General features: G+C 65.5%; 12 protein-coding genes. 5 read left to right on the top strand and 7 right to left on the bottom strand.

Annotation, left to right across the window (positions count from 1 at the left end; genetic code table 11):
- Window positions 1-30 precede the first annotated feature (30 nt).
- Window positions 31-2,280 carry an autotransporter outer membrane beta-barrel domain-containing protein gene (locus AB4Z10_RS10430; RefSeq protein WP_441470327.1) on the bottom strand — a complete coding sequence of 750 codons (2,250 nt, stop codon included), beginning with the start codon at window positions 2,278-2,280 and terminating at the stop codon, window positions 31-33.
- A 554-nt stretch (window positions 2,281-2,834) separates the two neighbouring features.
- Here AB4Z10_RS10430 and AB4Z10_RS10435 point away from each other — a divergent pair.
- Window positions 2,835-3,023 (top strand): hypothetical protein, encoded by a 189-nt coding sequence (locus tag AB4Z10_RS10435; RefSeq protein WP_441470328.1) that lies wholly within the window; start codon window positions 2,835-2,837, stop codon window positions 3,021-3,023.
- Between the two features lie 134 nt (window positions 3,024-3,157).
- Here AB4Z10_RS10435 and AB4Z10_RS10440 read toward each other — a convergent pair whose 3' ends face one another.
- The 5 genes from AB4Z10_RS10440 to AB4Z10_RS10460 form a co-directional block, all read right to left on the bottom strand.
- Complete coding sequence (locus AB4Z10_RS10440) at window positions 3,158-3,583, bottom strand: DUF1488 family protein (protein ID WP_441470329.1); 426 nt, start codon at window positions 3,581-3,583, stop codon at window positions 3,158-3,160.
- A gap of 208 nt (window positions 3,584-3,791) precedes the next feature.
- Entirely contained in the window at window positions 3,792-5,138 is a 1,347-nt protein-coding gene (locus AB4Z10_RS10445; protein WP_441470330.1) for an HlyD family type I secretion periplasmic adaptor subunit, read from the bottom strand.
- A 45-nt stretch (window positions 5,139-5,183) separates the two neighbouring features.
- Window positions 5,184-7,382 (bottom strand): cadherin-like domain-containing protein, encoded by a 2,199-nt coding sequence (locus AB4Z10_RS10450; protein WP_441470331.1) that lies wholly within the window; start codon window positions 7,380-7,382, stop codon window positions 5,184-5,186.
- Window positions 7,379-9,193: a type I secretion system permease/ATPase gene (locus tag AB4Z10_RS10455; RefSeq protein WP_441470332.1), complete on the bottom strand. Its 1,815-nt coding sequence runs from the start codon at window positions 9,191-9,193 to the stop codon at window positions 7,379-7,381. Before AB4Z10_RS10455 ends, AB4Z10_RS10450 begins: the two co-directional genes overlap by 4 nt.
- A gap of 79 nt (window positions 9,194-9,272) precedes the next feature.
- Complete coding sequence (locus AB4Z10_RS10460; RefSeq protein ID WP_441470333.1) at window positions 9,273-17,102, bottom strand: peroxidase family protein; 7,830 nt, start codon at window positions 17,100-17,102, stop codon at window positions 9,273-9,275.
- 342 nt (window positions 17,103-17,444) lie between these two features.
- On the opposite strand from AB4Z10_RS10460, the gene AB4Z10_RS10465 reads away from it, so the two are divergent.
- From AB4Z10_RS10465 to AB4Z10_RS10475, 3 genes are all read left to right on the top strand, one after another.
- Window positions 17,445-18,959, top strand: coding sequence for a sensor histidine kinase (locus AB4Z10_RS10465; protein ID WP_441470334.1), 1,515 nt, complete (start codon window positions 17,445-17,447; stop codon window positions 18,957-18,959).
- A complete protein-coding gene (locus AB4Z10_RS10470) occupies window positions 18,952-19,596 on the top strand; it encodes a response regulator (protein WP_441470335.1) in 645 nt (214 codons plus the stop codon). The genes AB4Z10_RS10465 and AB4Z10_RS10470 overlap by 8 nt, the downstream gene beginning before the upstream one ends.
- Window positions 19,597-19,881: 285 nt before the next feature.
- Window positions 19,882-21,270: a sensor histidine kinase gene (locus AB4Z10_RS10475; protein ID WP_441470336.1), complete on the top strand. Its 1,389-nt coding sequence runs from the start codon at window positions 19,882-19,884 to the stop codon at window positions 21,268-21,270.
- 28 nt (window positions 21,271-21,298) lie between these two features.
- On the opposite strand, the gene AB4Z10_RS10480 is transcribed toward AB4Z10_RS10475, so the two are convergent.
- Window positions 21,299-21,976, bottom strand: coding sequence for a response regulator (locus AB4Z10_RS10480; RefSeq protein WP_441470337.1), 678 nt, complete (start codon window positions 21,974-21,976; stop codon window positions 21,299-21,301).
- Window positions 21,977-22,601: 625 nt separating this feature from the next.
- Between AB4Z10_RS10480 and AB4Z10_RS10485 the strand changes: the two genes are divergently transcribed.
- Window positions 22,602-25,262: an arylsulfatase gene (locus AB4Z10_RS10485; RefSeq protein WP_441470338.1), complete on the top strand. Its 2,661-nt coding sequence runs from the start codon at window positions 22,602-22,604 to the stop codon at window positions 25,260-25,262.

Here is a 25,262-nt window from a genome sequence, read left to right on the forward strand (position 1 = left end):
CTGACGGGGCCATGGGGGCGTGCGCCGACGCTAGAAGCTGACCCTGAGCTGCGCCGATCCACCGATGCGGCTTCTGTTGGACGCAAGTTCGCCGTCGAGGTTGAGGCCAAGCGTGACGCGCTCGCTGAGCCTGGCGCTGATGCCGGCGGCAAGCAGCGCGCTGTTGCGGTCAGCTTTGGCGCCGGTGGCCGTGAAGGCCGCACCGGGGAGACCGACGAAGCTTGCGGTCAGCTCAGCATCGCGCTGGAAGTAATGCGCCCAGGCCGCCCGGACATAGCCGGTGACGGGAACCCCGGCGAAGACGCTGTCAGCGTCGAGTTGCACGCCGAGTTCGCTGCGCGAGGTCGTCTCGCTACGCGTGGCCAGGGCGAGCGCGCCGGCGCTGGCACCGGCCCAGTTCGCCTCCGTTACGGCCGGATTGTGTGTCCGCGTCGCCTGGACCGCGGCAAGCGGCGAGAAGCTCAATCCGTTCCAGGCGAACGCCGCCACGCTCGCCTGCAGGCGTCCGCTCCAGGCCGTGGTCTCGTAGGACGAGGACAGGCTCGAGCCCAGCGCCGGGATGCCGCGGCTGACGTCGTTGTCGAGCCGGGCATAGCCTGCTGCGGCACCAAGCTTCACCGGGCCGAGCTGCGTCACTCCGTAGAGGCCGGCCTGGAACACGTCGGCGTCGATCTTGCCGAGCAAACCTGGCAGTGAGGCACGCGCCTTGCCGCCTGCCATCGCAAGGCCGGCGACCGTGCCCGGCATCAGCCGCACGTCGATGCCGGTAGCGAGATGGGCGTCGTCGATCGTGCGCCGGGCCGACCCGACCGCAGCGTTTCCATCGGTGCGGCCATAGGAGCCGAAGGCCGAGCCCCAGACCGAATAGTTGGGCGCATCGAGCCGCGCCGGCGCGGGCGGCTGATCGGTGCCCTTGCGCACCAGCCCGGAGAAGGCGGCCGCCCCCGGCCCAGCCGCGCCGGTGCCAAGCCGGCCTGCCGCCATTGGATCGAGCATGGCGCGCAGGAACTGATCGGCCGCAGCATTCGCCATCGCCGGCGCGGCGGTGTGGATCTCGCCGGAGAGCTGGTTGACCGCGGCGGGGATCGCCGCCGCCGGCAGGTTGTAGATGCCGAACAGCGATGACGGGTTGCCCCCGGCCGCGACCGCCCCGTCGATCGCCGACGCCACCGCATAGGCGTTGGACGGTGCGACGACGCCGAGGCGGGGCGCGCCGGGTGTGGGTGTCGTCGGGCCCACGACGATCGGGGCCAGCGGCTTCGGGGTCAGGGTGAGCTGCACGTCGGTCGCGGTGTAGTTCACCGCCGTGGTGACGCCATCGCCGAAGGAGCCGTTGGTCTCGACCGGGTTGAAGGTGCCGCTACGCCCGCTCTGGGCCGAGAGCAGCGTGTACGGGCTGTTGAAGCTGTAGGCGCCGCCGAGCGGAATGATCTTGAGCGTGCCGGCGAGCGCGGCCGTGCCGGTGACGTTGACCCGGTCCGAGACCGCGCCCTGCACCTCGGCCTCGTAGACAGAGCCTGAGCCGAGCGTCAGGTTGCCATTGACTGTCATCGTGCCCGGCGAGTTGCCCGGGGCCAGCGTGCCGGTGATCACAACGCCGGGAACCTGGCCGGTGCCGCTGAGACGGGCACCCGGCGCAATTGTGAGGCCGGACGAGGAAGCGATCGAGCCGTTGACAACAAGAGTGCCGCCGGTGATCGACGTTTCGCCAGTGTAAGTATGGTTCCCCGTCAAAGTCAGGACACCCGGCCCTGCCTGCTCGACGCGCCCGCTGCCGGAAATGATGCCGGCATATGAAACGCTGTTCGAGCGGTTATAGACCAGCGCGCCGTTATTGTTGATCGCACCGACATATGAACCTGTGCCGCCGAGCCAGCCCGAAGTGCCGCCGTTGCCAAGCTGAAGCGTGGTGCCCGCATCAATGGTGACAGGAGCCCGCGAACTGCTCGTTCCAGTCAGGATCAACCGGCCACCGCCGGCAACGGAAATCGCGCTCGTGTTCGGCCCTGTCACAACCCCGGCATAGATAGAGTCGTTCGAGCGATTGAAAATGAGCGTGCCGTAATTGGTGATATCGCTCGTAATCGAACCGGAAGCTCCACCGTCGCCGATGCGGAGCGTTGCGCCAGCGGAAATGCCCGCACCTCCGGTAAAGTCGCTGGCACCCGTGAGGGTTTGCGTTCCGCCGGTAATCTGGAGACCACCGGCGCCATGGATCGTGCCGGCGAAAGTTCCGGAGGCGCTATGCCCAATTTCCGGTGCCGGCTGCGTTGCCGCCATTGCCACCTCTGCCGCCGGTGATTGTCGATGTGTTGGTCAGTGTCGAAGCCACAGTGGCGCCACGCCCACCGCCACCGCCACCGCCGCCTGCGCCGACCAAGCCAGAGCTGCGGCCACCGCCGCCGCCGCTATCCGGGCCGCCGCCAGTGCCGGTCCCGGAACCGGTTGGCCCGGTTGCGCCACCAGCCGGGCCGCCGCCGGCGCCGCCGCCGCTATTGACGCCACCCACACCGCCGGAGCCGCCGACAAAACTCCCATCGCCAGCTAGGCCGCCGGTGCCACCAGAACCGCCCGTGCCGCCAACGGCATTTCCGCCGTCGCCACCGTTCGCGCCGGTAAACTGGGCGTTGGCCGCGCTGCTACTCGCAAGCGTTACGGCTAGGATTGAGGCACTTCCCAACAGCACGGAAGCGGCTGCGCTCAAGGCGATAGCGCGGGTTTGACGAGGCGCAGGCATGGAATCGGTCTCGAATCGGTAAAGGCAACGGACCGGCAATGATTGCTTTTTGGGCAGTCCGCGACCACCCGAAATCGCCCATTAATGAAATGCCGCAATGGCCGTTGCTCGTTTCCCACACTCGTGCCGCGCCCCTCAGTCGGATCGCGCCGATGCTGATTTCCAGATCGGCATCTTCGAAGAGATGGTGGCGGAGATACGCCAGACGACGCCGAGCGTCGTGCAGGAAAGCTGCTCTAGTGTGCAACGCCTGCGGGAACCTGTGCTGCAGCCGATGCGGACGTGACTGCTGACCGGATGAAGAGTGCTGGCCGGAGGAGCGCGGCTTCGACGACGCTTGCGACGATTTCGGCCTCGGGGGCTGCTGCCAACAGCCGGCGCCGGCTTGTCTGCGAGGCGGCCGAAGCCGTCGTTCCGCGCTCAGACCAAGTTCGCCCGCATGATCTGCACGACTGTTCCGCCCCCGTGCGCCCCGGCAGCAAGCAGGCGCGCAGCAGCAGTCGCGATCACCCCGCGATACAGATGGAATCGGTCCAGGCAATCCCGGCTTGTCTCGATCGCATCCGGCTCAAGCTCGTTCAAAGTCGCGTATCCGATCTGGCAGGTCGCCCGCTCGCGGCCATCCACCATGCAAAACCGAACGCTCTGCCTCCAATGTTGGAGATCAGGTTCGGTGTGCTCATCAAAAATGAAAGCCATGGCTGTTTGCCCCGTGAATTCGAGGGCGAGGAAAGTCTCTATGGCAAGCGCTGCCGACAGAACGCCGCGCGGAACGCTCAAAATGTTCAATGCCGGCAGAACGGCAGAGTTCCATTGCGCGACAGGATTGTTGGGGAGGGCCGCCATGTCCGATCGGCGAGACCACGACTTCAGTGACATCGGCGACTGCTGCCCGAGGCGCTGGATGCCAAAGCCTCGGCCAGCACGCTAAGTAGGGCATGACGATGCCCAATGAGCCGATCTTCCGGACAAACGGAAGCGGAGCAACGAAGAAGGGCGGGAAGCCGCAGCCGCCCTCCCCGCACGCCTGCGATTGCGGACGCGCGCCTCCCTTTCACCGTTCGCGGAAGATGCGCGTCGCGTGATCCATGAACGGCTTGATCAGGTAGGACAGCGCCGTGCGTTCCTCGGTTGAGATGAAGACCTCGACGGGCATGCCGGGCAGCAGGCGGCGGTCGCCGAGGGACATGGCGGCCTCCTCGATCTGGACCTCGCCGATATAGAAGCTCTGCCCGCTCACGGGATCCTTCGTCGTCGCCGGCGAGAGGTGCGTGAGCTTGCCGGCGACCTCCGGCGTGGTGTTGCGGCTGAAGGCCGAGAAGCGCATTCGCGCGGTCTGTCCGACGTGAACCTGGTCGACATCGTTCGGCCCGATACGGACTTCGACCATCAGGCGCGAATCCTTCGGGACGACTGTGGCAAGCCGCGCCGCCGGGGTGATCACGCCCCCGACGGTGAAGATCATCAACTCGTTGACCGTACCCGCGATCGGCGCCCGGATCTCCATCCGGGCCAGCCTATCCTCGTTGGCGACACGGCGGTCGTTCAACTCGGAAATCCTGGCCTCGACCTGGCGCAACTCGCGCTGGGCCTCGGTCCTGGCGGTCTCGTCGATCGCGATGATCTGCAGGCGCGCATCGCTGATGCGCAGCTTGGCGCGGGCGAGCGTCGCGTCGATCTCGCCGCGCTCACCCAGCAGCCGGGCCCATTCGCGATTGATGTTGAAGACCTTGACGCCCTCGATGATGCCCTTTTCGAAGAGTTTCAGGTATTTGTGGCGCTCGAGATCGACGAGACGTATTTCTTCGATCTTGGCGACCTGACGCGCTTCCAGCCCGCGGATCTCCTCGCCCGACTGGACGATCGATATCTCCAGCTGCTCCTTGCGGCTGTCGCGGTTGGCCTTGTTGCCGGCGAACAGCCGGCTTTCACCCTCGAGGATATGGCCGACTTCGTCCGAGAGCTTCGCGATCTCAGACGGATAGGTGACGCTCGCCAGGTTATCGCGCTCGGCGACGAGCCTGGCCTTGCGGCCGAGATTCTCCGCGAGCTGCGAGCGGATGATTGAGAGTTCGGCCCGGATCTGGACGTCGTCGAGGCGGAAGAGAACCTGCCCCTCCTCGACATGGTCGCCCTGGCGGACTGCTATCGACTGGACGATGCCGCCATCGCGATGCTGCACCTCCTTGAGGTTCTGGTCGATCTTGACCGCCCCCTGCGTGACGACGGCGCCGTTCAGCGCTGCGTTCGCGGCCCATCCGCCACAGCCGACCACCAGCAGCAGGGCGAACGCCGAGCCGGCGACGACATGGCCGCGCAGCCCGAAGCTCAGGCGGCTGTCCCGCTTCTTGTTCGTGGCCTTCGCGAAGCCGGCCGTGAAATCGTGATTATGGGCGTTCATCGGCATTTTCTCCTCGCCGGCCGTTCGGTGCGGCCGGTTCTTGCCTCAGACGTAGTAGAGCTTGTGGTTGCCATAGATCTCGATCGAGAAGTCCTTCGCATCCTCCTGCTCGACATAGACGTCGACATAGGTGCGCTCGTCCTCGCCGATCTTCTCGATGCGGAAGCGGAAGGGGCGATTGTCGCTGTCGTCGCCGTAAGCCTGACCGAAGCCGTCGTCGTTCTCCCGGCGATCCCTGTCGTCATCGTCATCATCGTCGTCGCGGCGCGAGCGGAGCTGATACTGCTTGATGACGATGCGGTCCCCGGCCTCGAGATCGAGGATCTGGTGGACGAGATCCTGCGTCCGTTCTGCATCGTCGTCGCGCGTGAAGACGAAGCGGTCGTCGCCTTCGCCGCCCTTCAGCGTGACGGCCTTCTCTCCGACGATCAGGCAATCGTCGCCGCGGCCGCCGAGGATGGTTTCGAAGTCGATCACCGTATCCTCGCCGATCTCGACGCCGACGGCCTTGCCGCGCTTCAGATCGACCGTGACGCCCTGCCTGGTGGCGGAGAGATCGAGCGTGTCCTGCCCCTCTCCACCGTCGTAGCAGTCGGCGTCGGCATCCGCCGTAGCGACGATCCAGTCGTCACCCGCCCCACCCTCCACCCGGTCGGAGCCCGCACCGCCGTCGAGAACGTCATCGCCGCCGCCGCCGGCGATGGTATCGGTCCCCTCTCCGCCGAAAACGCGGTCGTTGCCACCGCCGGCCGAGACCCAATCGTCGCCAGGACCGGCATCGACGAGGTCGTTGCCATCGCCGAGGGTCACGCGGTCGTTGCCGCTGCCGGCGAGCACGATGTTGTTGCCGTCACCGGCCGTGACGGTGTCGTCGCCGTCGCCGGCATCGACAATGTTGTCGCCGGAGCCGCCGTCGACCGTATCGTCGCCGTCGCCGCCATCGATGATGTCGTCGCCCTCGCCCCCGGTGATCACGTCATTGCCCGCGCCGCCATAGATCGTGTCGTGGCCGTCGCCGCCATGCAGGCTGTCATTGCCGGCGCCGCCATGGATGATGTCGTTGCCCGCGCCGCCGAAGACGATGTCCTCGCCGGCTCCCGCGTCGATCTGATCGTCCCCTGYGCCACCGACGATGTGATCGTTGCCGGCTCCGGTCACGACGATGTCGTTTCCGCCGCGCGCGTCGACGATGTCATTGCCGGCTAGGCCTGTGATCCGGTCTCCGCATTCGCTGCCAAGCAGCCGGTCGTCGCCGGGGGTGCCGACGATCTCCTGATATTCGAGCACGCGCAGCGTCGCCGTCTGGCGCACATAATCCTCACCATCGCTGATCCAGTAGGACAGCGTGACCGTGCCGTACCAGCCCGCCTGCGGCTTGAACGTCCAGCCAGCCTCGGCGACGGTGAGCTGGCCATAGGAGGCCTTGAGCCCAACGACGGAGAGCGGGTCGGCATCGGCGTCGGTCGCGCCCATGAGCAGGGCAAGGCTGGCAATCATCAGGGTCTGGCAACCGCCGATATCGGCCAGTTGGACCGGGCCTGAGACGCGCGGGGCGCGATTGCGCACCTCCCCCGGCGGGTCACCATCATCGTCCTCGTCCGTCCCCCCGCCGCCAGCGTTCGGGCCTGGACCCGGACCACGCGTGTCCGGGCCGGGGTCGACGCTGCGATCCGTTTCGGCCTGCCGCGCCGGAGTGCCGCCACCCCGCGCCCCGGAGCCGCCGCCATCGATGGCACTCAGGGTGAAACTGCGCCAGCCATTGTCGTTGTTCGCCATGAAGCCGACGCCGAACTCGAGGATCGGCGAGGGATAGCGCGGCAGCGGCAGCTGGCTGTAATCGATCAGCCGGGAGTCGATGTTGAGGAAGTCCGGCAAGCCCGGCACGCTAAGACCAAGCCCGCCCGAGCCTATCGCCTCGGCATCGGCCGGCTCCTTGCCCAGCGAACCGGTCTCGTCGACCTCCTCGCCCGAGGCCGGCAACGGTTCCTCGCCTTCGGCCAGGGACGGCTTGCGCGGGGCTTCCCCCGCCTGGGCATTTTCCTTCGTGGCGGGGGGCGCCGCCGCGTCGGTTTTCGCCTGGCCGGGGAACAGGCTCTTGAGATAGATCGCCACCGCGGTGATGGCGAGCGCGAGCACGCCGGGCCAGCGCGGCGCGCGCGCGGATTCGGCCTGCGCCTTGCGATAGATCTGTGCCGCGTCGGGAGCCTGAGGCTCCGTCGCCTTCTTGGTCTTGATCGTGATCATGCCGGCACCCGGCCGTGAAGGGCCCCCGGATGCTCGCCGAACCCGACCGCTCGCGGCATGGAAACGGCGCGCTCGCTGCCGGCCTGGGCCGGCGCCGGAGCGCTGGCCGCAGCACGCGGCTGGGTCGGGGCGAGCACCTTGTCGCGCGGGCCGAAGGCGACGAGCTTGCCCGCCTGGATCAGCCCGACATCGTCCACGGCCTGGAGCGCGCTCGGGCGATGGGCGACGATGACGACGATGCCGCCGCGCGCCTTAACCTGCTCGATCGCGGCCGTCAGCGCCGCCTCGCCCTCGCCGTCGAGGTTGGAATTGGGTTCGTCCATGACGACAAGGAAGGGATTGCCGTAGAGCGCACGGGCGAGGCCGATGCGCTGGCGCTGGCCAGCCGACAGGGCAGTGCCCTGCGGGCCGAGCTGGGTCTTGTAGCCCTGGGGCAGCCGCAGGATCATCTCGTGAATGCCTGCGGCCATCGCCGCCGCGACGACCTCGGCCGGATCGGCGTTCTCGGCCAGGCGCGAGATGTTCTCCTCGACGGTGGCATCGAGGAGCGCGACCTCCTGCGGCAGGTAGCCGAGATGGCGGCCGAGCGTTTCCTCCGGCCATTGCTCGAGCTCGGCGCCGTCGAGGCGCACCGCGCCGCGCAGGATCGGCCAGATGCCGGTGATCGCCCGGACCAACGTGGTCTTGCCTCCACCGCTCGGCCCAATGATGCCCACAGCCCTGCCGGCCTGGATATCGAAGCTCGCCTCGCTCAGGAGCACCTGGCCGCTGCCGGGTGCCGCCACCGTGATCTTGTCGACCTTCAGCGCATGGCGCGGCGCCGGCAGTTCCATCGGCTCGACGGCCTTGCTCAGCGCCGTCATGGTCTCGCGCAGGCGCTGGAAAGCCATGCGGGCGGCGACGAAAGGCTTCCAGTTGGCGATCGCCTGATCGACCGGCGCGAGCGCCCGGGCGGAGGCGACGGAAGCCGCGATGATCGCACCGGCGGAGAGCTCGCCCTTGATCGTCAGGTAGGCGCCGAGCCCCAGGGTCGCCGATTGCAGGACCATGCGCAGCACGCGCGAGATCGCGCCGAAGGTGCCGCCGAGATCGCTGGAGCGGGTCTGGAGCAGCAGGTGCTCGCGGTTGACCTCGTCGAAGCGCTCGACAGCGCGCGGCGCGAAGCCCATCGCCTTGAGAACCTCGGCATTGCGGGCGTTGCTGTCGGCGATGGCACCGCGCGCGACCGCCGCTTGCCGGGTCTCGTTGTTGATGCGGCGGGTCATCACCTCGCTGAGCAGCGTCAGCAGAGTCAGCACGAGGGCGCCAGCCAGCGTCAGTCCGCCCAGCCAGGGGTGCAGGAAGTAGACGAAGGCCAGATAGAGCGGGATCCAGGGTAGGTCGAACAGCGCGCCGGGCCCCTGCCCGCCCAGGAAACTGCGGACCGTGTCGACGTCGCGGCCCCGCTCCATCGCCTCGGCTGTCGAGAAGCCGAAGCGCGGCATGTCGATGGTGACGCGATGCGCAATCGGCGCGATCTCCTTGTCGAAGCGCGCACCGACACGCACCAGCACCTGCGAGCGGATGACGTCGAAGCAGCCCTGGAAGAGGTAGAGGCCGATGGCGAGCGCCGAGAGCGCCGCCAGCGTCTGGAGGCTGCCGCTGGTGAGCGCCCGGTCGTAGACCTGCATCATGTAGAAGGAGCCGGTCAGCGCCAGCACGTTGATGAGGCCGGAGACGGCAAAGAGAAAGAGCGCGATGCTGCGCAGCCCGCGCGTCAGCCGGGCGGCGTCGCGCTTGCGAGCGGAGGAGAGCGTCTTGGACGGTGCCATTCTGGCCCCCGAGAACAATGAGTGAAAGAGAAGGATCGGGCGGGCGGCCCCCCGGTCCGCCCGCCCGCCGCCGGTTCGATCAGACGATGAAGCTGTTGGCGGTCAGGTTGTGACTGCCCTTCAGGTTGATCTGGAACTCGGCATCGGTCGCCGCATCGACGTTGCCCTTGACGATGGTGTACTGGCCATCCGCCCGGGTCTCGTAGGTGACCGTGAGCTGGCCCGAGGCGGTGAAGCTTGCGCCATTGACCAGAGTGAAGCTCTGGTTGCCGGCCTGGCTCGCATCCGCGTCGATCGCGCTGAGGTCGAGACGATCACCGGGCTGGAAGTCGAGGATGGTGTCGCCATCCGCGCCCGTCGTGCTGAGGAAGCGGAAGGTGTCGTTGCCGGTGCCGCCCTCCATCACGTTCACCGCTTCGCTGGCGGTGATCGTGTCGTTGCCCGAGCCGGTCGCGACGTTCTCTATGCTCCACAGCGTGTCGGTGCCGCTCTGGCTGCTGACCGCGCTGCCGCGTCCGTTGAGGCCATTGCCGAGATCGACGGTGAGGTTCGCCGTGATCGCCGAGAGATCGAGCGTGTCGATGCCGCTGCCGCCGTCGGTGTTGTCGCCGAAATAGGTGTCGTCACCGTCGCCGGCCGCGCCGACGATGAGATCGTCCCCATCGCCCGCAACCACCGTGTCGTTGCCGGCACCGGCATCGATCAGATCGTCGCCTGCCCCGCCGAAGATCCGGTCGTTGCCGGCCTCGCCGTAGAGCATGTCGGCTCCTCCGCCGCCGAAGACCTGGTCGTCGCCTGCCCCGGCAAAGACCACGTCGCGGCCGTCTCCGGCATCGATGAAGTCCGCCCCGTCTCCGGCCGAGATCGCATCGGCGCCGGCATTGCCGATCAGGGTGTCGTCGCCGGCGAGGCCGACGATGTTGTCGGCGCCCGCCGTGCCGATCAGGACATCCGCCGCCGCCGTGCCGGTGCGCAACGCGCCGCCGGTCGTGGGATTGGGCGCCGGCGTGCCCGGACCATCGTCATCGTCGTCGCAGCCACAGGACGGATCGTCGTCATCGTCCCCGCCACCGTCGGGCGTATCGTCATCGTCCTCGTGATCGTCGTCGTCATCATCATCGTCGTCGCCGGCGATGCGAACATGCTGAACGCCGTCGCTGGAGAAGGTCACCGCGTGGTTCGGCCCTTCCAGGGTGATGGTGCCGTCGCCGTTATCGATGACGTCGTAGTCGTCGATGCTCGAGCCTTCCGGCAGCTCGACGACATCCTGAGGGCGCATTGTGCCGACGATGGTGTCCCGTCCGCCATTGCTGCGGAAGACGATCCGGTGGGCCGAGGTGAGGCTGGAAATGTCGACGACATCGTCCCCGGCCGAGCCCTCGATGGTGATCGTCGAGTAATTCAGGCTCGTGCTGTCGAAATTGCCGATGACCTGGATCGTGTCGGCTCCGCTGCTGCCGGCATCCGGCCCGCCGTTGCCGTTGTTGGCGGTCACGTTCAGCGAGCCGACGGAGATCTCCTCGATGTCATCGAGTTCCGCGACGACGCTTTCGACGCCGTTGACGGTCCGGGTGATGACGATCTCCGTCGAGGCGAGGAATGTGGTGTTCAGTGTTGCCGCGAGACCGGAATTCTGACCGGCGGTGACGGCATAGATGCGGAACAGCTCCGCGCCCTGGACGCCGGTCAGCACATAGGTATCGGTGCCGGCGCCGCCATCGATGATGTCGCGGCCCTGATTGCTGGTCTGGTTGATCGTATCGTTGCCGCCGCCGGCGAAGATGATGTCGTTGCCGGCACCACCGTTGAGCGTGTTGGCCGCGTTGTCGCCGACGAGGATATCGTTTCCATCGCCGCCGTTGATGGTGTTGTCGTCACGCACGACCGTAACGCTGGCCGTATCGGTGCCGGTGCCGCGGTAGGTGAAGGACCCGCCGTTGTTACCATTGCCGTTGCCGGTATCGGTGATCGTCACGCCGTTTGTGCCGAGTGTAGCGGTCAGGCTGTTGGTCGCCGTGATCGCCGCGATCGCCATCGGGCTGTCGGGATCGACGTCATTGGCCAGCAGCGCCCAGTTCGGGATCGTGAACGGGTTGCCGTTGGTCCAGCTCGTCACGATGCGGTCGTTGTTGGCGATCATCGGGTCGTCCACCGCGACGACATTGATCGTCGCCGTCGCCGCCTGGCTGTCGCGGATGCCGTCATTGACCGTGACTTCGATTGTCCGCGGCGTGGTGCCCGGATTGTCGGAGCTGCTGGAGAAACGGACGGCGTCGAGCGCCCGCTGATAGTCCGCAGCACTCGCCTGGCCGGTCAGCAGGAGGACGATCTCGCCGTTGACGACCGTCTGCGCCACGGCGATGGCGGCGGGGCGGCCGTTGGCGGTCGTCGCCGAAAGCGTGTCGCCGGCGGCCATGTTCTTCAGGACGACGCGGGCCGACGCGATCGTGTTGCTTCCGGAAATGCCGGAGAGGCTGGAAATGCCAACCGCGGCCTGGTTTTCGGTGAACGTACCGGTCCAGGCCGTCGATCCGTCATTGGACGGCGTGGTGTACAGCACGTTCACATTGTCGATCAGGACGGACTCGTTGTTGTTGTTTACCCCGCTGAAGACGAAACGGACCGCCGAACTGGCCGAGAACGGGCCGGTCAAGATCAGGTTGGCCGTGCCGCCGCCGGAGGCGCCGTCGATCGTTTGTACCGTGGTGAAGTTGGTGCCATCGGCTGAGAACTGCACCAGCAGGTTCTCGCCGTTGTCGAGGCCGCTTTCGTCGTAGCTGAAGCTCAGCGTCGCGGTGCCCGCACCGACCATGGACAGATCGACCGTTCGGGTGATGGAAGCCCCCGGCGTCGTCGAGCCCTGGCCCGTATCCTGCCGGAATTCAAGCTGGCCTCCGCTGATCCGGATCTCGCCGGTGGTCGCGGCGTTCGTCGCGCGGTCTCCGGTCTCGGTCCAGGCCGTCGCCCATGTCGCCGTTCCGTTCGAGTTCGCATAGTTCGCGGAACCGAAGGTGTCGCGGTAGTTCGCGCTGTCATAGGCGTGGAGGTCTACCGTCAGACCGCGAAGATCGAGCACGCGGTCAGCGAACTGGATGCGTTCGATGTTGAACAGCCGGTCGGTGCCCTCGGATTCGAGATTGCGGCCGGTCGCGGCATCGATCACGCCCACTGTCGGATTGACGTGGGCGACCGTGACGCTGCCGTCGGCGTTATAGGTGACCTCGTAGTTCTCGAAATTGTCGTAGTAGACCGCGGTATCGACGTCGCCTTCCCTGCCGCCGTCGAGGATCTCGCGGATGACCTGCAGCTGTCGCGGCTTGATCTCGCCGGAGAACAGGCGGGTCTGGATCTGCGCGATCGAGTCGATGCTGAAGGCGGACCAGCTCTGGCCGCGCGTTTCATCGGGCGAGACCAGGATGCGGACATTCAGCCACTTGTCGCCGTCGATGATGTCGTTGCCGCCCATGCCGCGAATCGTGTCCGAACCGCCGCCGCCGAGGATGATGTCCGAACCATCGGACGTATCCATGACGGCGATCTCCCTCGCCCCTGCGGGATCGATCGGGTTGCCGTCCGCGCCCAGATTGTGCGGATTGTAGATTGTGAAGCGCTGGAGGTGGGCGACGAGCTCGCGCAGCCCCTCGATCCGGTCGACATTCTTCTCGAGCAAGGCGTTCGAGAAGCTTTCGATCGGCGCGTCAGGATCGACCTGCGTGGCGTTGCCATTGGGGTCGTACCCGCCGATCACCACGTCGCGCCCGGTCAGCTTGTCGTTGCGGTCCCAGCCCGAAAGCCCCTCGACCAGATCGTAGCGGTCGCGCAGGATGTTGTTCTGCTGGTTGACGAAGATGCTGATGTTCATGTTCGCATCAGCGTCGTAGTTATTGTTCTTGAACGTCGTCCAGTCGAAGCCGGCCATGCCGTTCGAGCGGTTGACGCCGATGCCCTGCACCATGATGTCGTCGCCGGATTCCGCGTCGAAATCGGTGTCGTTCTCGCCGGCGATCATCACGTCGTGGCCGATGATGCGCGAGTTGAAGAACAGCTGGGAATTGTCGCCGGTCAGGGTCGTCATGTTGCCCTGAGCCTCCATCCAGTCGTCGCCCTCGTTGCCGAGGATCGCGCCGCCGCCGCCCGTCGGCGCCCGGATGAAGTCGTTGCCCTGGCCTCCGGACAGGGTCTTCTGATCCTCGCCGCCGGTCAGCACGTCATTGCCGTCGCCACCGAAGATCAGGTCGAGGCCCATGCCGCCGTTGATGACGTCGTCGCCGCCCTCGCCCTTGATCACATCGCTGGCGCCGATATCGGTGCCGCTGTCGGTGATGATGTCGTCGCCGTCGCCGCCGTGCAGGTGGTCGACGCCGAAGCCGCCCTCGATGCGGTCATCGCCGCCCTCGCCCCAGATGGTGTCGTCGCCCGTGCCGCCGATCAGGGTTTCGCCGGCATTCGTGCCGCCGAGCACGACATGCTGATCACCCGTGAAGCGCAGATAGTTCGTGCCGCGGACGACCAGGGATTCCGTGCCGGTGACGGCGGAGATGACGTCTGCCTCGCGTGTCGGATCCGCATTGCCGATGCCATGGTTCCACTGCTTGGACTGATCCATGGTGATGATGTAGTCGGCCGTCTGGAACGCGGCGCCGTTGATATGCAGGCCGCTGTCCTCGGTGTCCGTATTGCGGCGGATTAGATCCGCAAAGCTGTCGGCCTCCAGCTGATTGAGCAGGTTCAGGCCCTGCGTGCGGCTGAGATAGTAGAACCGGTCGCCGTTCTGCAGGTTCTGGATCTGGAGTTCGAAGACAAAAGTAAAGGTCGAGCCGAGCATGCCGCCGAAGGGCATCAATTGTTCGGCGAGGCCGCCGATCCAGAAGTCGACCTTGTTGAGACCTGTTTCGCGGGTTGCCCAGCTGCCGGTGGCGTTGAGGTAGTCAAGGCGGGCCTGCCGTTCCCCGGATGTCTCGCCGGAAACGCCGAAGACCAGGTCCCAGGCGGCATCGCGCTTCGCCTCGGCTGTCGTCGCACCGGTGATCGTCTCGTGGGTGCCGTAGGCCGCGATGAAATTGACGATCGAGAGCGGGTTCTTGATGTGCTGGGCGAAATCAGCCCAGCTCGCATAGGGCTTGAGATAGCTGTCGTTGGTCTGTTCGAAGATCTGGCGCCGCGCCTCGTTGAGCGAGGGGATGCCGGTTTCCCGGGCGCGGGTCATGTTCACTGCGGCAAGGTCGAGCGGCAGGCCGACGAGATTGTTGCGCAGAGCGCTGGTCAGGAACTCGTCGATCTCGTTGCCGGCCTGCTGGGACATACCCCGCAGGATTGCGCCCGAGGCAGCGTGGGCGTCGACGCCCGCATTGTCGAAGGCGAGAGGGTTGAGGAACGCCTGGATCAGGCCAAGCTCCGACGGGGCCGCCGCCCCCTGGGCGTTGAGCCCGAGCATCTCGACGTTCTCGTTCAGCATCGAGTGGCCGAAGCGGTAGACGACCTGCGCAAACTCCTCGAAGATCCGGCTGTCGACCTCGACGGAGTGCGAGAAGACGAAAGCGTCGATCTGCGGCGCAACGGCACGCACGAACTCCTCGAAGACGAGGTGCTGGTAGACCATCTCGGTCGAGAAGCGCGCCGCCTGGAAGAGACGCTCGCCATCCCAGACGAGCGCGCTTGCGTCGGTCGGGAACGTCGTGACGTCGACCAGCAGCCATTCGTTGATCAGCGCGAGATCGCCTTCGGCCAGCAGCGTCTCCTTGATCGCGTTGATCTGCCGGTTGTGCTCGCTGTGAAAGACCGTATGCGTCGCCGTCAGCGCGATGTTCTCGTTGCCACGACCGTCTCCGACGACGAAATGGGCGTTCAGCAGCTCATCATCATAAGTAAGATTGAAGCCGAACACGTTGGGAACGATCGGATTTCCGGCGACGCCATCGGCGTCGGGCAACACCTCGACCGGCGCGGTTGCGGGATTGCGGTCGTGATCGATCGGCGCGCTCGGCACGGCATTGTGGGCGATGTCGTTGAGGAATGCGCGGCCCGCGCCCAGGCTGGTCAGCCCATCCAGCGGTTGCTGGAGGTTGCCTTCGACGGGGCCGGACGCAGTGACCATCAGCGGCAAGCCGTTCGCGCCGCGAACGAACTCGCCGTAGAGGTCCGTCACGAGCAGCGGCACGCTGTGAACGTTGAGGTCTTTCAGCTCGATGCCGAGCATGTTCCGGGCCTGAGCCTTGATGTCGGCCCAGGTCGGCGGTCCGCCGGTCGCGCTCGCCAGCATCTCGCCGGTCGCCATCGGCTTGCCGTTGACCATGACATATTCGCGCAGGAACACCTGGTGCGACGGGTTGGAGGTGTAGACCTGATTGAGGTCGATCCACGGCGTCGTCTCGTTGCGGTGGTCGCGAATGTCGTCGGCCGTGCCGAGCTGTCCATCCGGCCCCGGATCGTTGGTGGCGCGGGTCAGCACCATGAAGTTGGTCGCGCTTCCCGGGACATAGAGCGGATCGTCCGGCTGCAGCGGGATGATGACGTTTCCGCTTCCGCCCTTCGAGGTGAGGTCGAGGCCGTGATCGAAGAACTGGCCGAAAATCGTCATGAAGCCGTTGAAGGAGGCGGTGTCGCCGAGATCGGCCGCGATGTTCTTGATGAAGACGTTGTCGCCATCCATCGTCACGCCATGCGAGGTGACTTCGTCGAGCACCGCCTGTTCCGCAGCCGCCGCAGCAGCAGCGGCAGCCGCCGTCGCGGCAGCGCCCGTCGGGATCGCGTCGCGAGCCGCCACCGCATCCGCCAGCGCTTCGGTCGCCTGCGCGAGATCGCCGTTCGCGGCAGTAAGGGTCGCGTTGGCAGCAGCGAGATCGCCCGCAGCCTCATCGGCTTCTGCCTGCGCCGCCCCCACCCCGTCGGACAACGCCTGCTGCTGTGAAACCGCGGTCTGCAGCGTCGCGACGTTAGCCGCATGCTGCGCCTGGGCTGAGTTGAGGGCGGCCATCGCGTCCTCGTGGCCCTCGACAGCCAGGGCATGCGCGATTTGCGCGTCTTCCCGCACGTCTGCCGCCGCCGCAAACGCTGCGGCATTGGCGGGGGTCGGGTTGGCCTGGAATGCGCTGAGCGCAGCGGATTCCGCTGCCTGCGCCAGGCCGAGCTCGGCAAACGCCGTGTTCTTGGCAATCTCGGCGTCGGCGGCTGCAGCCGCCGCGGTCTGGCTGGCGACCAGCGAAGTGGCCGCAACCTGCTGCGCAGCGGCAAGGACGGGCGCGTGCGCGTTCCGCGCCGCAATGGCCGAGGCCAGGGCCGCGGCGGCGGCGCTGGCGGCGCTCGCGGCGCTGGCCTGCTGCGCCGTGACGGTATCGACCGCAGCCTGCGCTGCATTCCGGGCGACCTGCGCATTCGCGACGACGGCCTCAGCGGCAGCAACCGCGGTGCCAGCCGCTGCTGCGGCGCCGGCAACAGCCGCCTGCGCTGCACGAGCGACAGCCTGCAGTTGCATGACTTGGCCGACGATCGCGAGGGCGCCAGCGCCGGTGATGCCGACGGACGACAGCGCTGCCGCAAGTGCCGCCGGATTGTTCAACGACTGGTCGGCGACGATATTGGAGATCAGGCGGGGCTGGCTGTCGTAGACCGAGCCTGTCGGGTCCGCATAGCTCGTCGGCGCTCCGGTGCGCGGATTGATTTCCGCAGGCGCGTAGTTCGGCGTCAGCAGCCGGACCATCACCTGATCCGACGAGCCGAAATGCGTCATGTTCGGCTGGAAGTTGTTGAAGGACCCATCGACCGTGCGTAGGCCATAGGGAAGCAGCGGGTTCGAGACGAGTTGCTCCAGCGCGACGCGCGGATCGACGCCGGCGTTGATTGCGGCGGTATGCGCCTCGGCGATCTTGATCTGCTTCAGGATGAATTCGAGATCCTGCGTGTCGAGTTTCATGGCGTCCTCGCTCAGCGCGCCAGCGCTTCCTGGTTCCGTGCCCCACGGTCCGCCGAGCATTTCGGGCGCCTCACCAAAAGGAAGCGGCACCCATGATCTGAGGATCAACCCGACAAAGCGCGAATTAACGTTTCGTTAACTCGCATGATCGCGTTGTCTCATCTGCCGCGAAAGAGCGGAAAGTCGCACGGTTTTCGAAGACTTTAGTACGCGGCAGGAATCGACTTCTGGACCTGCTGTCTCTGCCCTCAAGACCAGCAGCGAAACTAGACCTTGGTCCAGCTTCCTACCCGCGCGATACTTTAGTCATGCGCAAGAATTATCAGAATATAATGTGCTACCTTGGCGGCGATGATATCGATCCGAGCGGCCGACCCAGCGGCCACACGAGTAACAATGTCGATTGACGAACAAGACGGCAGGAACGCCGCCGGCATTTCCTTCGGGAAGGCTGCGCAAAAGCCCGCAGCGACGACCGGGGCATGGCTTCCCGGCAGCCTCTCGGCGCAGTTCCTGGCTGCCGGCGGCCTTCTTATGCTCATAGCGATGCTGGTGGCGGGCTATCTGATCACGGAACTGGTGACGGGCGGCGCGATCAGACACAAGGCGGCTTCGACCGCCCTCTTCATGGAAAGCCTCGTCGGCCCGGCCGCGCAGGAACTGTCGGTTTCGAAGAAGCTCTCCGGCGCCGCCGTTGCGAAGCTTGACGCGCTCCTGTCCGACGAACAGTTCAAGCGCCGCTTTCCCTATCTGGAAATTTGGACACCGGACGGGGTCGTCGCCTATTCGAACACCGCGCAGATCATCGGGCAACGGTTCAAGCAGCCCGAAGGACTGAAGCGCGCGCTGGGTGGCGAAGTCGCGGCCGCCTTCACCGACCTCTCGGCGGCCGAGCATGTGATCCGCGGCATCGGGACCCGCTATCTCGAAATCTACAGCCCTATCCGACAGCACGCATCGGGCCAGATCATCGCGGTCGCCGAGATACACGAGCAGACCGAGCATCTGCACAGCGACCTGGCGAGCCTGAGGACGAGCAGCTGGGCAGTCGTCGCGATGGTCACGCTGGCGATCATGGCAGGTCTTTTCGGCATCGTTCACCGCGGCAGCAAGACGATCGAGACCCAGCGCGCAGCGCTGGCGCGAAGGGTCTTCGAGATGGAAGAGGTCTCCCGCCACAACCGCCTACTGAAGGAGCGGTCCCAACGCGCCTCGGCGCGTGTGACGGAGCTGAACGAGCAATTCATCCGCACGCTCGGAGCAGACCTTCACGACGGGCCGGCCCAGCTGATCGGCTTTTCGATCCTCAAGATCGACGAGATCCGCAAATCCACCGGTCCAGCGGCGACCGAAAAGCTGCTCCAGCCGATGCAATCCGCGCTCGACGAAGCGATGCGGGAGATCAGAAGCATCGCCAAGGGCCTCCTCCTGCCAGAGATCGCCGAACTGCCCCTTCATGAAGTGATTTCGCGGGCGGTGCGGGCGCATGAGGTGCGCACGTCCTCGCAGGTCGCCCTGGCGACGGCGGAAGTCCGGGCTCCCGTTTCCGATGCCGTCAAGATCTGCGTGTTCCGGTTCGTCCAGGAAGGACTGAACAACGCGTACCGCCATGGTGGCGGCATCGGCCAGGAAGTCGGCAACCTCATCGACGGCTTCGCCCTGCGTGTCTGGGTGCTCGACCGCGGCTCGAACCAGATTGCGTCGTCGGACTGGGCAACGAAAGGCGGGATGGGCCTGTACGGCCTGCGCGAGCGCGTGGAAAGTCTCGGTGGCAGTTTGACGGTGGAGGCGGAGCGCGATGCGGGAACCCGGATCCAGATGACCCTCGACCTCAGTGGAGGACTGCTCCTTGGATGAACGGCGCTCCATCATCGTCGTCGATGATCACGCGATCTTCCGGGCTGGCGTGGTCCAGATCCTGTCGACGAGCCCGAACCTCGAAGTCGTCGGACAAGGCGCCTCCGCCAGCGACGCCGTCAAACTCGCTGAAACCCTGCGGCCCGACCTGGCCTTGATCGATATTTCCATGCCGGGCGGAGGGATAGCCGCAGCCAGCGAAATCCATGCCTGCTGGCCACAGGTAAAGATCGTGATGCTGACGGTTTCAGAGGAGGAACATGTCGTTCTGCACGCCCTGGAGGCCGGGGCCTCGGGCTATGCGCTGAAGGGCATACCCGCGACGCAGCTCGTCTCCGTGGTGCATTCGGTCCTGAACGGAGAGTCCTATCTGCCGGCAAGCATGGCAGCGCGGCTGGTGAGCACGATGCTGGGACGTCAGGGAGACCACACGCCGGCAGCCCGGATCGCCGCTTTGTCCCCCAAGGAGGAGCGCACTCTACGATTGCTGGGGCGGGGCCTGACCAACAAGGAAATTGCCGAGGCGACAGGGGTTCAGGTCAAAACCGTCAAATTTCATATCTCCAACGTCTTCTCGAAACTCGGCGTGAGAAGCCGCGTCGAGGCAGCGCTCTTTGCGCAGAAGCATCTTGTCTAAGGCTGCCGCACTCCGAACCCCGACCGGCGATGCGTGCGAAACCTCCGCAGCATTAACCTAGAGGCGCCCGAACAGAGATATCGTATAACCTCCCTATCGTTCACCTATTCGCCTTGCACGATAGAGAAACTACGGTAACGTCTACCTTCAATCAACTATTCTGTTGAACAACAGAGCGTCTCACGGATGCCGAATCCGGAAACTCAAAAACCTGCAGAAGAATCAGAGGCCGGAGGCCGGACCGTTGCATCGCCCTCGGGCGGATCTAGATATCGGCTAAGCTTCTTGTCCATTCTCGGCGCCCTGCAGCAGCATTGGGCTGCCCAGAGCCTGGAGCGACGCTTTGCGATCGCTGTTTCGCTCGTCATCGGACTGTCGATGGTGACCCTGGGATACTGGGTCGAACGCCGCATCCGCAGCGGCTGGGAGCAGGGCATGGCCGAGATCGGCGCCCACTATCTCGAAGCCTTCCTCGCCCCGCATATCCTAGACCTCGAGCAGGCCGATACGCTGTCGGAAGACAGCAAGCGAAGAATCAAGGCGCTGGTCACGGACAGCCGCCTCGGCCAGCGCGTCACGATGATCAAGATCTGGAACCGGGCGGGAAAGCTGGTCTACAGCACCGGCAAGGCCCGGGAGGGAACACAGGTTCCGCTTCAGCCCCCGCTCCTCGCCCGGCTCATGAACGGGCAGGTCGTCGTCTTGACCCAGAGCGACAGCCATGGCGACGAACAGCCCGCTCAGCGGCTGCTGGAAAGCTACGCCCCCATCTACAAGCCGGGCACAGGCACGATCCTCGCCATTGGCGAATTCTACGAAGTAAGCCATTCGCTCGATCGCGAGATCCAGCAGTTGCGCTACGCGACCTGGTTCCTCATCCTCAACGTCGCGATCATCATCGGCTTCCTGCTCTACCTGACGATCCGTCGCGCCAGCCGCATCATCAGCTCACAGCAATCGCAGCTCGAAGCCAATCTCGCGCGCGCATCGGCGCTGGCCAAGCGCAACAACATGCTGCGCCGCGCAGCGGATCGCGCCAGGCTCGACGCGGCCGTCTCGAACGAGGTGTATCTCGCCCGTATCGGGGCAGACCTGCACGACGGCCCGATCCAGATGCTGAGCCTGCTCATGCTGCGGCTCCCCGACGAACCGCCGGAGCTGCGCGCTCAACTCGAGCGGCTGATCCAGCAGACGCTGGCGGAACTGCGCAATCTCTCGGCCGGATTGGTGCTACCCGAGATCCGGGACTTCTCGCCAGCCGACACGATCGAGGCCGCGATCAAGCGGCACGAACAGCAGACCGGCACGGGCGTCGCGCGCGACCTTGCCGAACTGCCGGAGCAGATGCCCGAGGCAATCCGCTTCTGCGCCTTCCGTGTCGTGCAGGAGGCGCTGATGAACGCCTACAAGCACGCGCAAGGCCGCGGCCAGCGCGTCGCAACCCGCTTCGCCGCCGAAACGCTGGAGATCGTCATCTCCGATGACGGCCCGAGCCGTGGGGTTCCGCTGGCGCAACCCTCGCAGCAGCGACCGCGGCTCGGCCTGCAAGGGCTGGAAACCCGCGTGAAAGCCTTGCGCGGCAGCCTTGCCATCACGCCGCAGCCCGAGGGCGGGCTTCTGCTCAGGGCGCTCCTGCCCGTGCGCCGGCGCTCCCTGACGACGAAAGTGGAATGAGCAGGCGGGGACCGCGGCCGAGCCGGCGTCAGCGACCAGTTGAGGCGAGGTCGGCCGGTCTCAGCTTCTGTGCGGCGATGACCACCTCGAGCCGGTTGCGGGCCCTGAGCTTGGCCATCAGATTGGTCATGTAGCTCTTGACCGTCTTCTCGCTGAGATCGAGGCTGCGCGCGATCTCGCGGTTCTGCTTGCCGCAGAGTAGGAGGCGGACGATCTGCTCCTCGCGGACGCTCAGTTTCGCGCTGAGGAGAGCCTGCTTCTCGACGGCTTTGTTGTTGAGAGCGCCGATCACCTTCGCCGCAAAGGCAGGAGTGATATAGACCTCGCCACGTAGCGCGGCCTCGACCGCATCGAGCAGCTCGCTGGCGCTGCTCCCCTTCAGCACATAGCCCGCTGCGCCCGCGCCAAGCGCCTTCACGGCATGCTCGGTTTCGGTCGAGGCGGTGAAGACCACCACCCGACAGGCCGGCGCAATCTCGCGCAACTCGGCGATCGCGCCAAAGACGTCGCCAGGCATATTCAGATCGACGATCAGAACGTCGCAGGCGCGCCGGCTGAGTATCTCAGCGATGTCTGCCGCGCTCGCGCCCGTCTCGACCACGAGATAATTGTCGCGACGGGACAGCACAGCCGAGATCCCCTCCGCCAGAAGCGGATGGTCATCGACGATCGCAATGGAGATCTGGGCAGCCGATCTATCTTGCATTCTTCAATTCTGGCTCAGAATAAACCCGCAGTAAAGGCGCCGATTAACGTACGGTTAACCCAACGTAGCCGTTTCTCATCCTGTTGCCTTTTGGCATAGATAGATCGCCTACTGGAGTGCGCCCTTGAGGCGGACAGCGTGACAGCGCGCAATTGACCGGGGAGCCGGGCTTTCGAAGGATGGAAGCCCATGGCCCGACAGCACACCCACGGCCTCGCGTTCCAGCGCCAGGTGACGCAGGATTATCTCGTCGTCGAGACGCTCCACAGCCTCGCTCGTCGGCATGATCCGTCACGCAGCCTGATCCGATCTGCATCCGGCAGTTCGCCGACCCAGCTCTGGCGGTGCCTTGTCCTGAGGTACAATAGCGCGTCGAGACCATTTGGGCGCCAACTGACAAGTCCTATCAGCTTTTGCGGGCTGCCGAGCCGCCAGGCTTGTAAGCCGGCGAGTGCCGGAGCCCCACCCTATCCGGATGGAAGGGGCAAACTGCGATCTCCTCGTCGACGATGTGGCGGAGAAAATTACGCCCGCGCTCAGAACGCGAGACAGTGAACTGACACTGGGCGCGAAATTCCGGTGCAAGCCCGACGGCCACGCACATTCTCGTCTAAGGGAGGCAGCCATGAAGCTCGCAGGACTCCTGTCCTCGATTTCGGCACTGGGCATTCTCGCCCTCGCGGCGGCGCCGGCTAGCGCCCAGACCACCGACGGCGCCACAGGCGCGCCAAACGCGACCATTGTGATCGACGGCAAGCAGTTGCCGGCTCCCCCGCAGAAATTCGAGGGCGTCATCAACCAGCTCGCCCAGGATTCAAAGCCGTTCTGGCCGGCGCGCATTGCGCCGCGCCAGGGCGCACCGAACGTGCTGCTGATCATGACGGACGATGTCGGCTACGGAGCGCCTTCGACCTTCGGCGGTGTCATTCCGACGCCGGCATTGGACCGGATCGCGAATGATGGCCTGCGCTACACCAACTTTCATTCGACGGCGCTGTGCTCGCCCACGCGCGCGGCTCTCATCACCGGACGCAACCATCACTCCGCGGGCTTCGGGGTCGTCTCCGAGCAGGCCACGGGCTACCCCGGCTACAACAGCATCATCACCGAGGACAAGGCGACCATTGGCCGTATCCTCCTCGACAACGGCTACCGCACCTCCTGGTTCGGCAAGAACCACAACACGCCAGCCTTCGAAGCCTCTGCCACCGGTCCCTTCAAGCAGTGGCCGAGCGGCATGGGTTTCGAATATTTCTACGGTTTCATGGGCGGCGACACCAGCCAGTGGCAGCCGGGAACCCTGGTCCGAAACACGACCTATATCTATCCCTACCTGGGCAATCCGAAGTGGAACCTCACGACGGCGATGGCCGATGACGCCATCAGCTACATGAATCAGGTCAACACACTCACGCCGAACCAGCCCTTCTTCCTCTACTACGTGCCGGGCGGCACCCATGCTCCGCATCATCCCACGCCCGAATGGATCGAAAAGGCGACGAACCTGCACCTATTCGACAAGGGCTGGAACGAACTGCGCGAACAGATCTTCGCCAACCAGAAGAAGCTGGGCACGATCCCGCAGAACGCCAGGCTCACCCCCTGGCCCGATGACCTGCTTAAGCGCTGGGATGCCCTCTCGGACGACGAGAGGAAGATGTTCAAGCGTCAGGTCGAGGTCTACGCAGCGTATCTGATGTACACGGACCACGAGATTGGCCGCGTCATCCAGGCGGTCGAGGACATGGGCAAGCTGGACAATACGCTGATCATCTACATCAGCGGCGACAACGGCTCGAGCGCCGAAGGCACGCTGGTCGGCACGCCCAACGAGGTCGCGATGTTCAACGGCGTCGAGGTCTCGGTCGAGGATCAGCTGAAATACTTTTACGACGTCTGGGGCTCGGACCGAACCTACAACCACATGGCGGTGCCATGGAGCTGGGCCTTCAGCACGCCGTTCAGCTGGACCAAGCAGATCGCCTCGCATTTCGGCGGGACCCGCCAGGGAATGGCGATCTCCTGGCCGAAGGTGATCACGGACAAGGGCGGCATCCGCCAACAGTTCCACCACGTCATCGATATCGTACCGACGATCCTGGAGGCGGCCGGCGTCGCCCAGCCGGACGTTGTCGACGGCATCAAGCAGAGCCCGATCGACGGCGTGAGCATGGCCTACACTTTCGACAAGGCCAATGCGAACGCACCGTCGACCCACAAGGTCCAGTATTTCGAGATGATGGGGGACCATGCCATCTACAATGACGGCTGGATGGCCAGCAGCAAGGTGATGCGCGCACCCTGGCAGATCCAGGGCGGCCTCGGAGCCGACCCCGCCAAATATCCGTGGGAGCTCTATGACCTGCGCAACGACTGGACACAGGCCGAGAACGTGGCCGCGAAATATCCCGAAAAAGTCAAGGAGATGGACGCCCTGTTCTGGCAGGAGGCGAAGACGTATCAGGTGCTGCCGCTCGATGCGACCGTCGCCACTCGCATGGTAACGCCACGGCCCAGCCTCACCGCCGGCCGCAGCCAGTTCACCTGGACCACCCCGCTGACGGGCATCCCGAACGGCGACGCCCCCTCCATCCTGAACACCTCCTATACGTTCAAGGCGGAGGTCGAGGTCCCGGCCGACGGCGGCGACGGCATGCTGATCACCCAAGGCGGGCGCTTCGGGGGCTATGGCCTCTACATCCTGAAGGGCAAGCCGACCTTCACCTGGAATCTCGTCGACCTGAAGCGGGTGAAGTGGCAGAGTCCGGCCGTGCTCACGGCCGGCAAGCACGTGCTCGAGTTCGACTTCAAATATGACGGGCTGGGCATGGGCACGCTCGCCTTCGCCAGCCCCAGCGGCATCGGCCGCAGCGGAACCGGCACGCTCAAGGTGGATGGCCAGGTCGTCGCCACCCAGGCTATGCCGCACACCATCCCGCTCATACTGGCCTTCGACGAGAGCCAGGACATCGGGTCCGACACCGGAACGCCGGTCGACGACCAGGACTACCAGACCCCCTTCGCCTTCACCGGAAAGATCGGAAAGATCACGCTTTCGATCGACCGCCCGCAGCTCACGCCGGCGGATGTCGAGAAGCTCAGGGCCGCTCTGGCGAAGGCCGGCGACGGGCCCGCGCCCGATGAGACGGTGGGCGTGAATCCGATCGGCGGGCTGAGCGGCGTCGCCGCCAGGGTTGAGAAGCTGCAGGACTGCCGGCAGCAGGCCTTGGCTCAGAACCTCACCCTGTTCGACCGCATCAAGTTCGTCCAGTCTTGCGCCCGCTAG

It is taken from the genome of Allobosea sp. RAF48, assembly GCF_052114025.1.
Classification (GTDB): Bacteria; Pseudomonadota; Alphaproteobacteria; order Rhizobiales; family Beijerinckiaceae; genus Allobosea.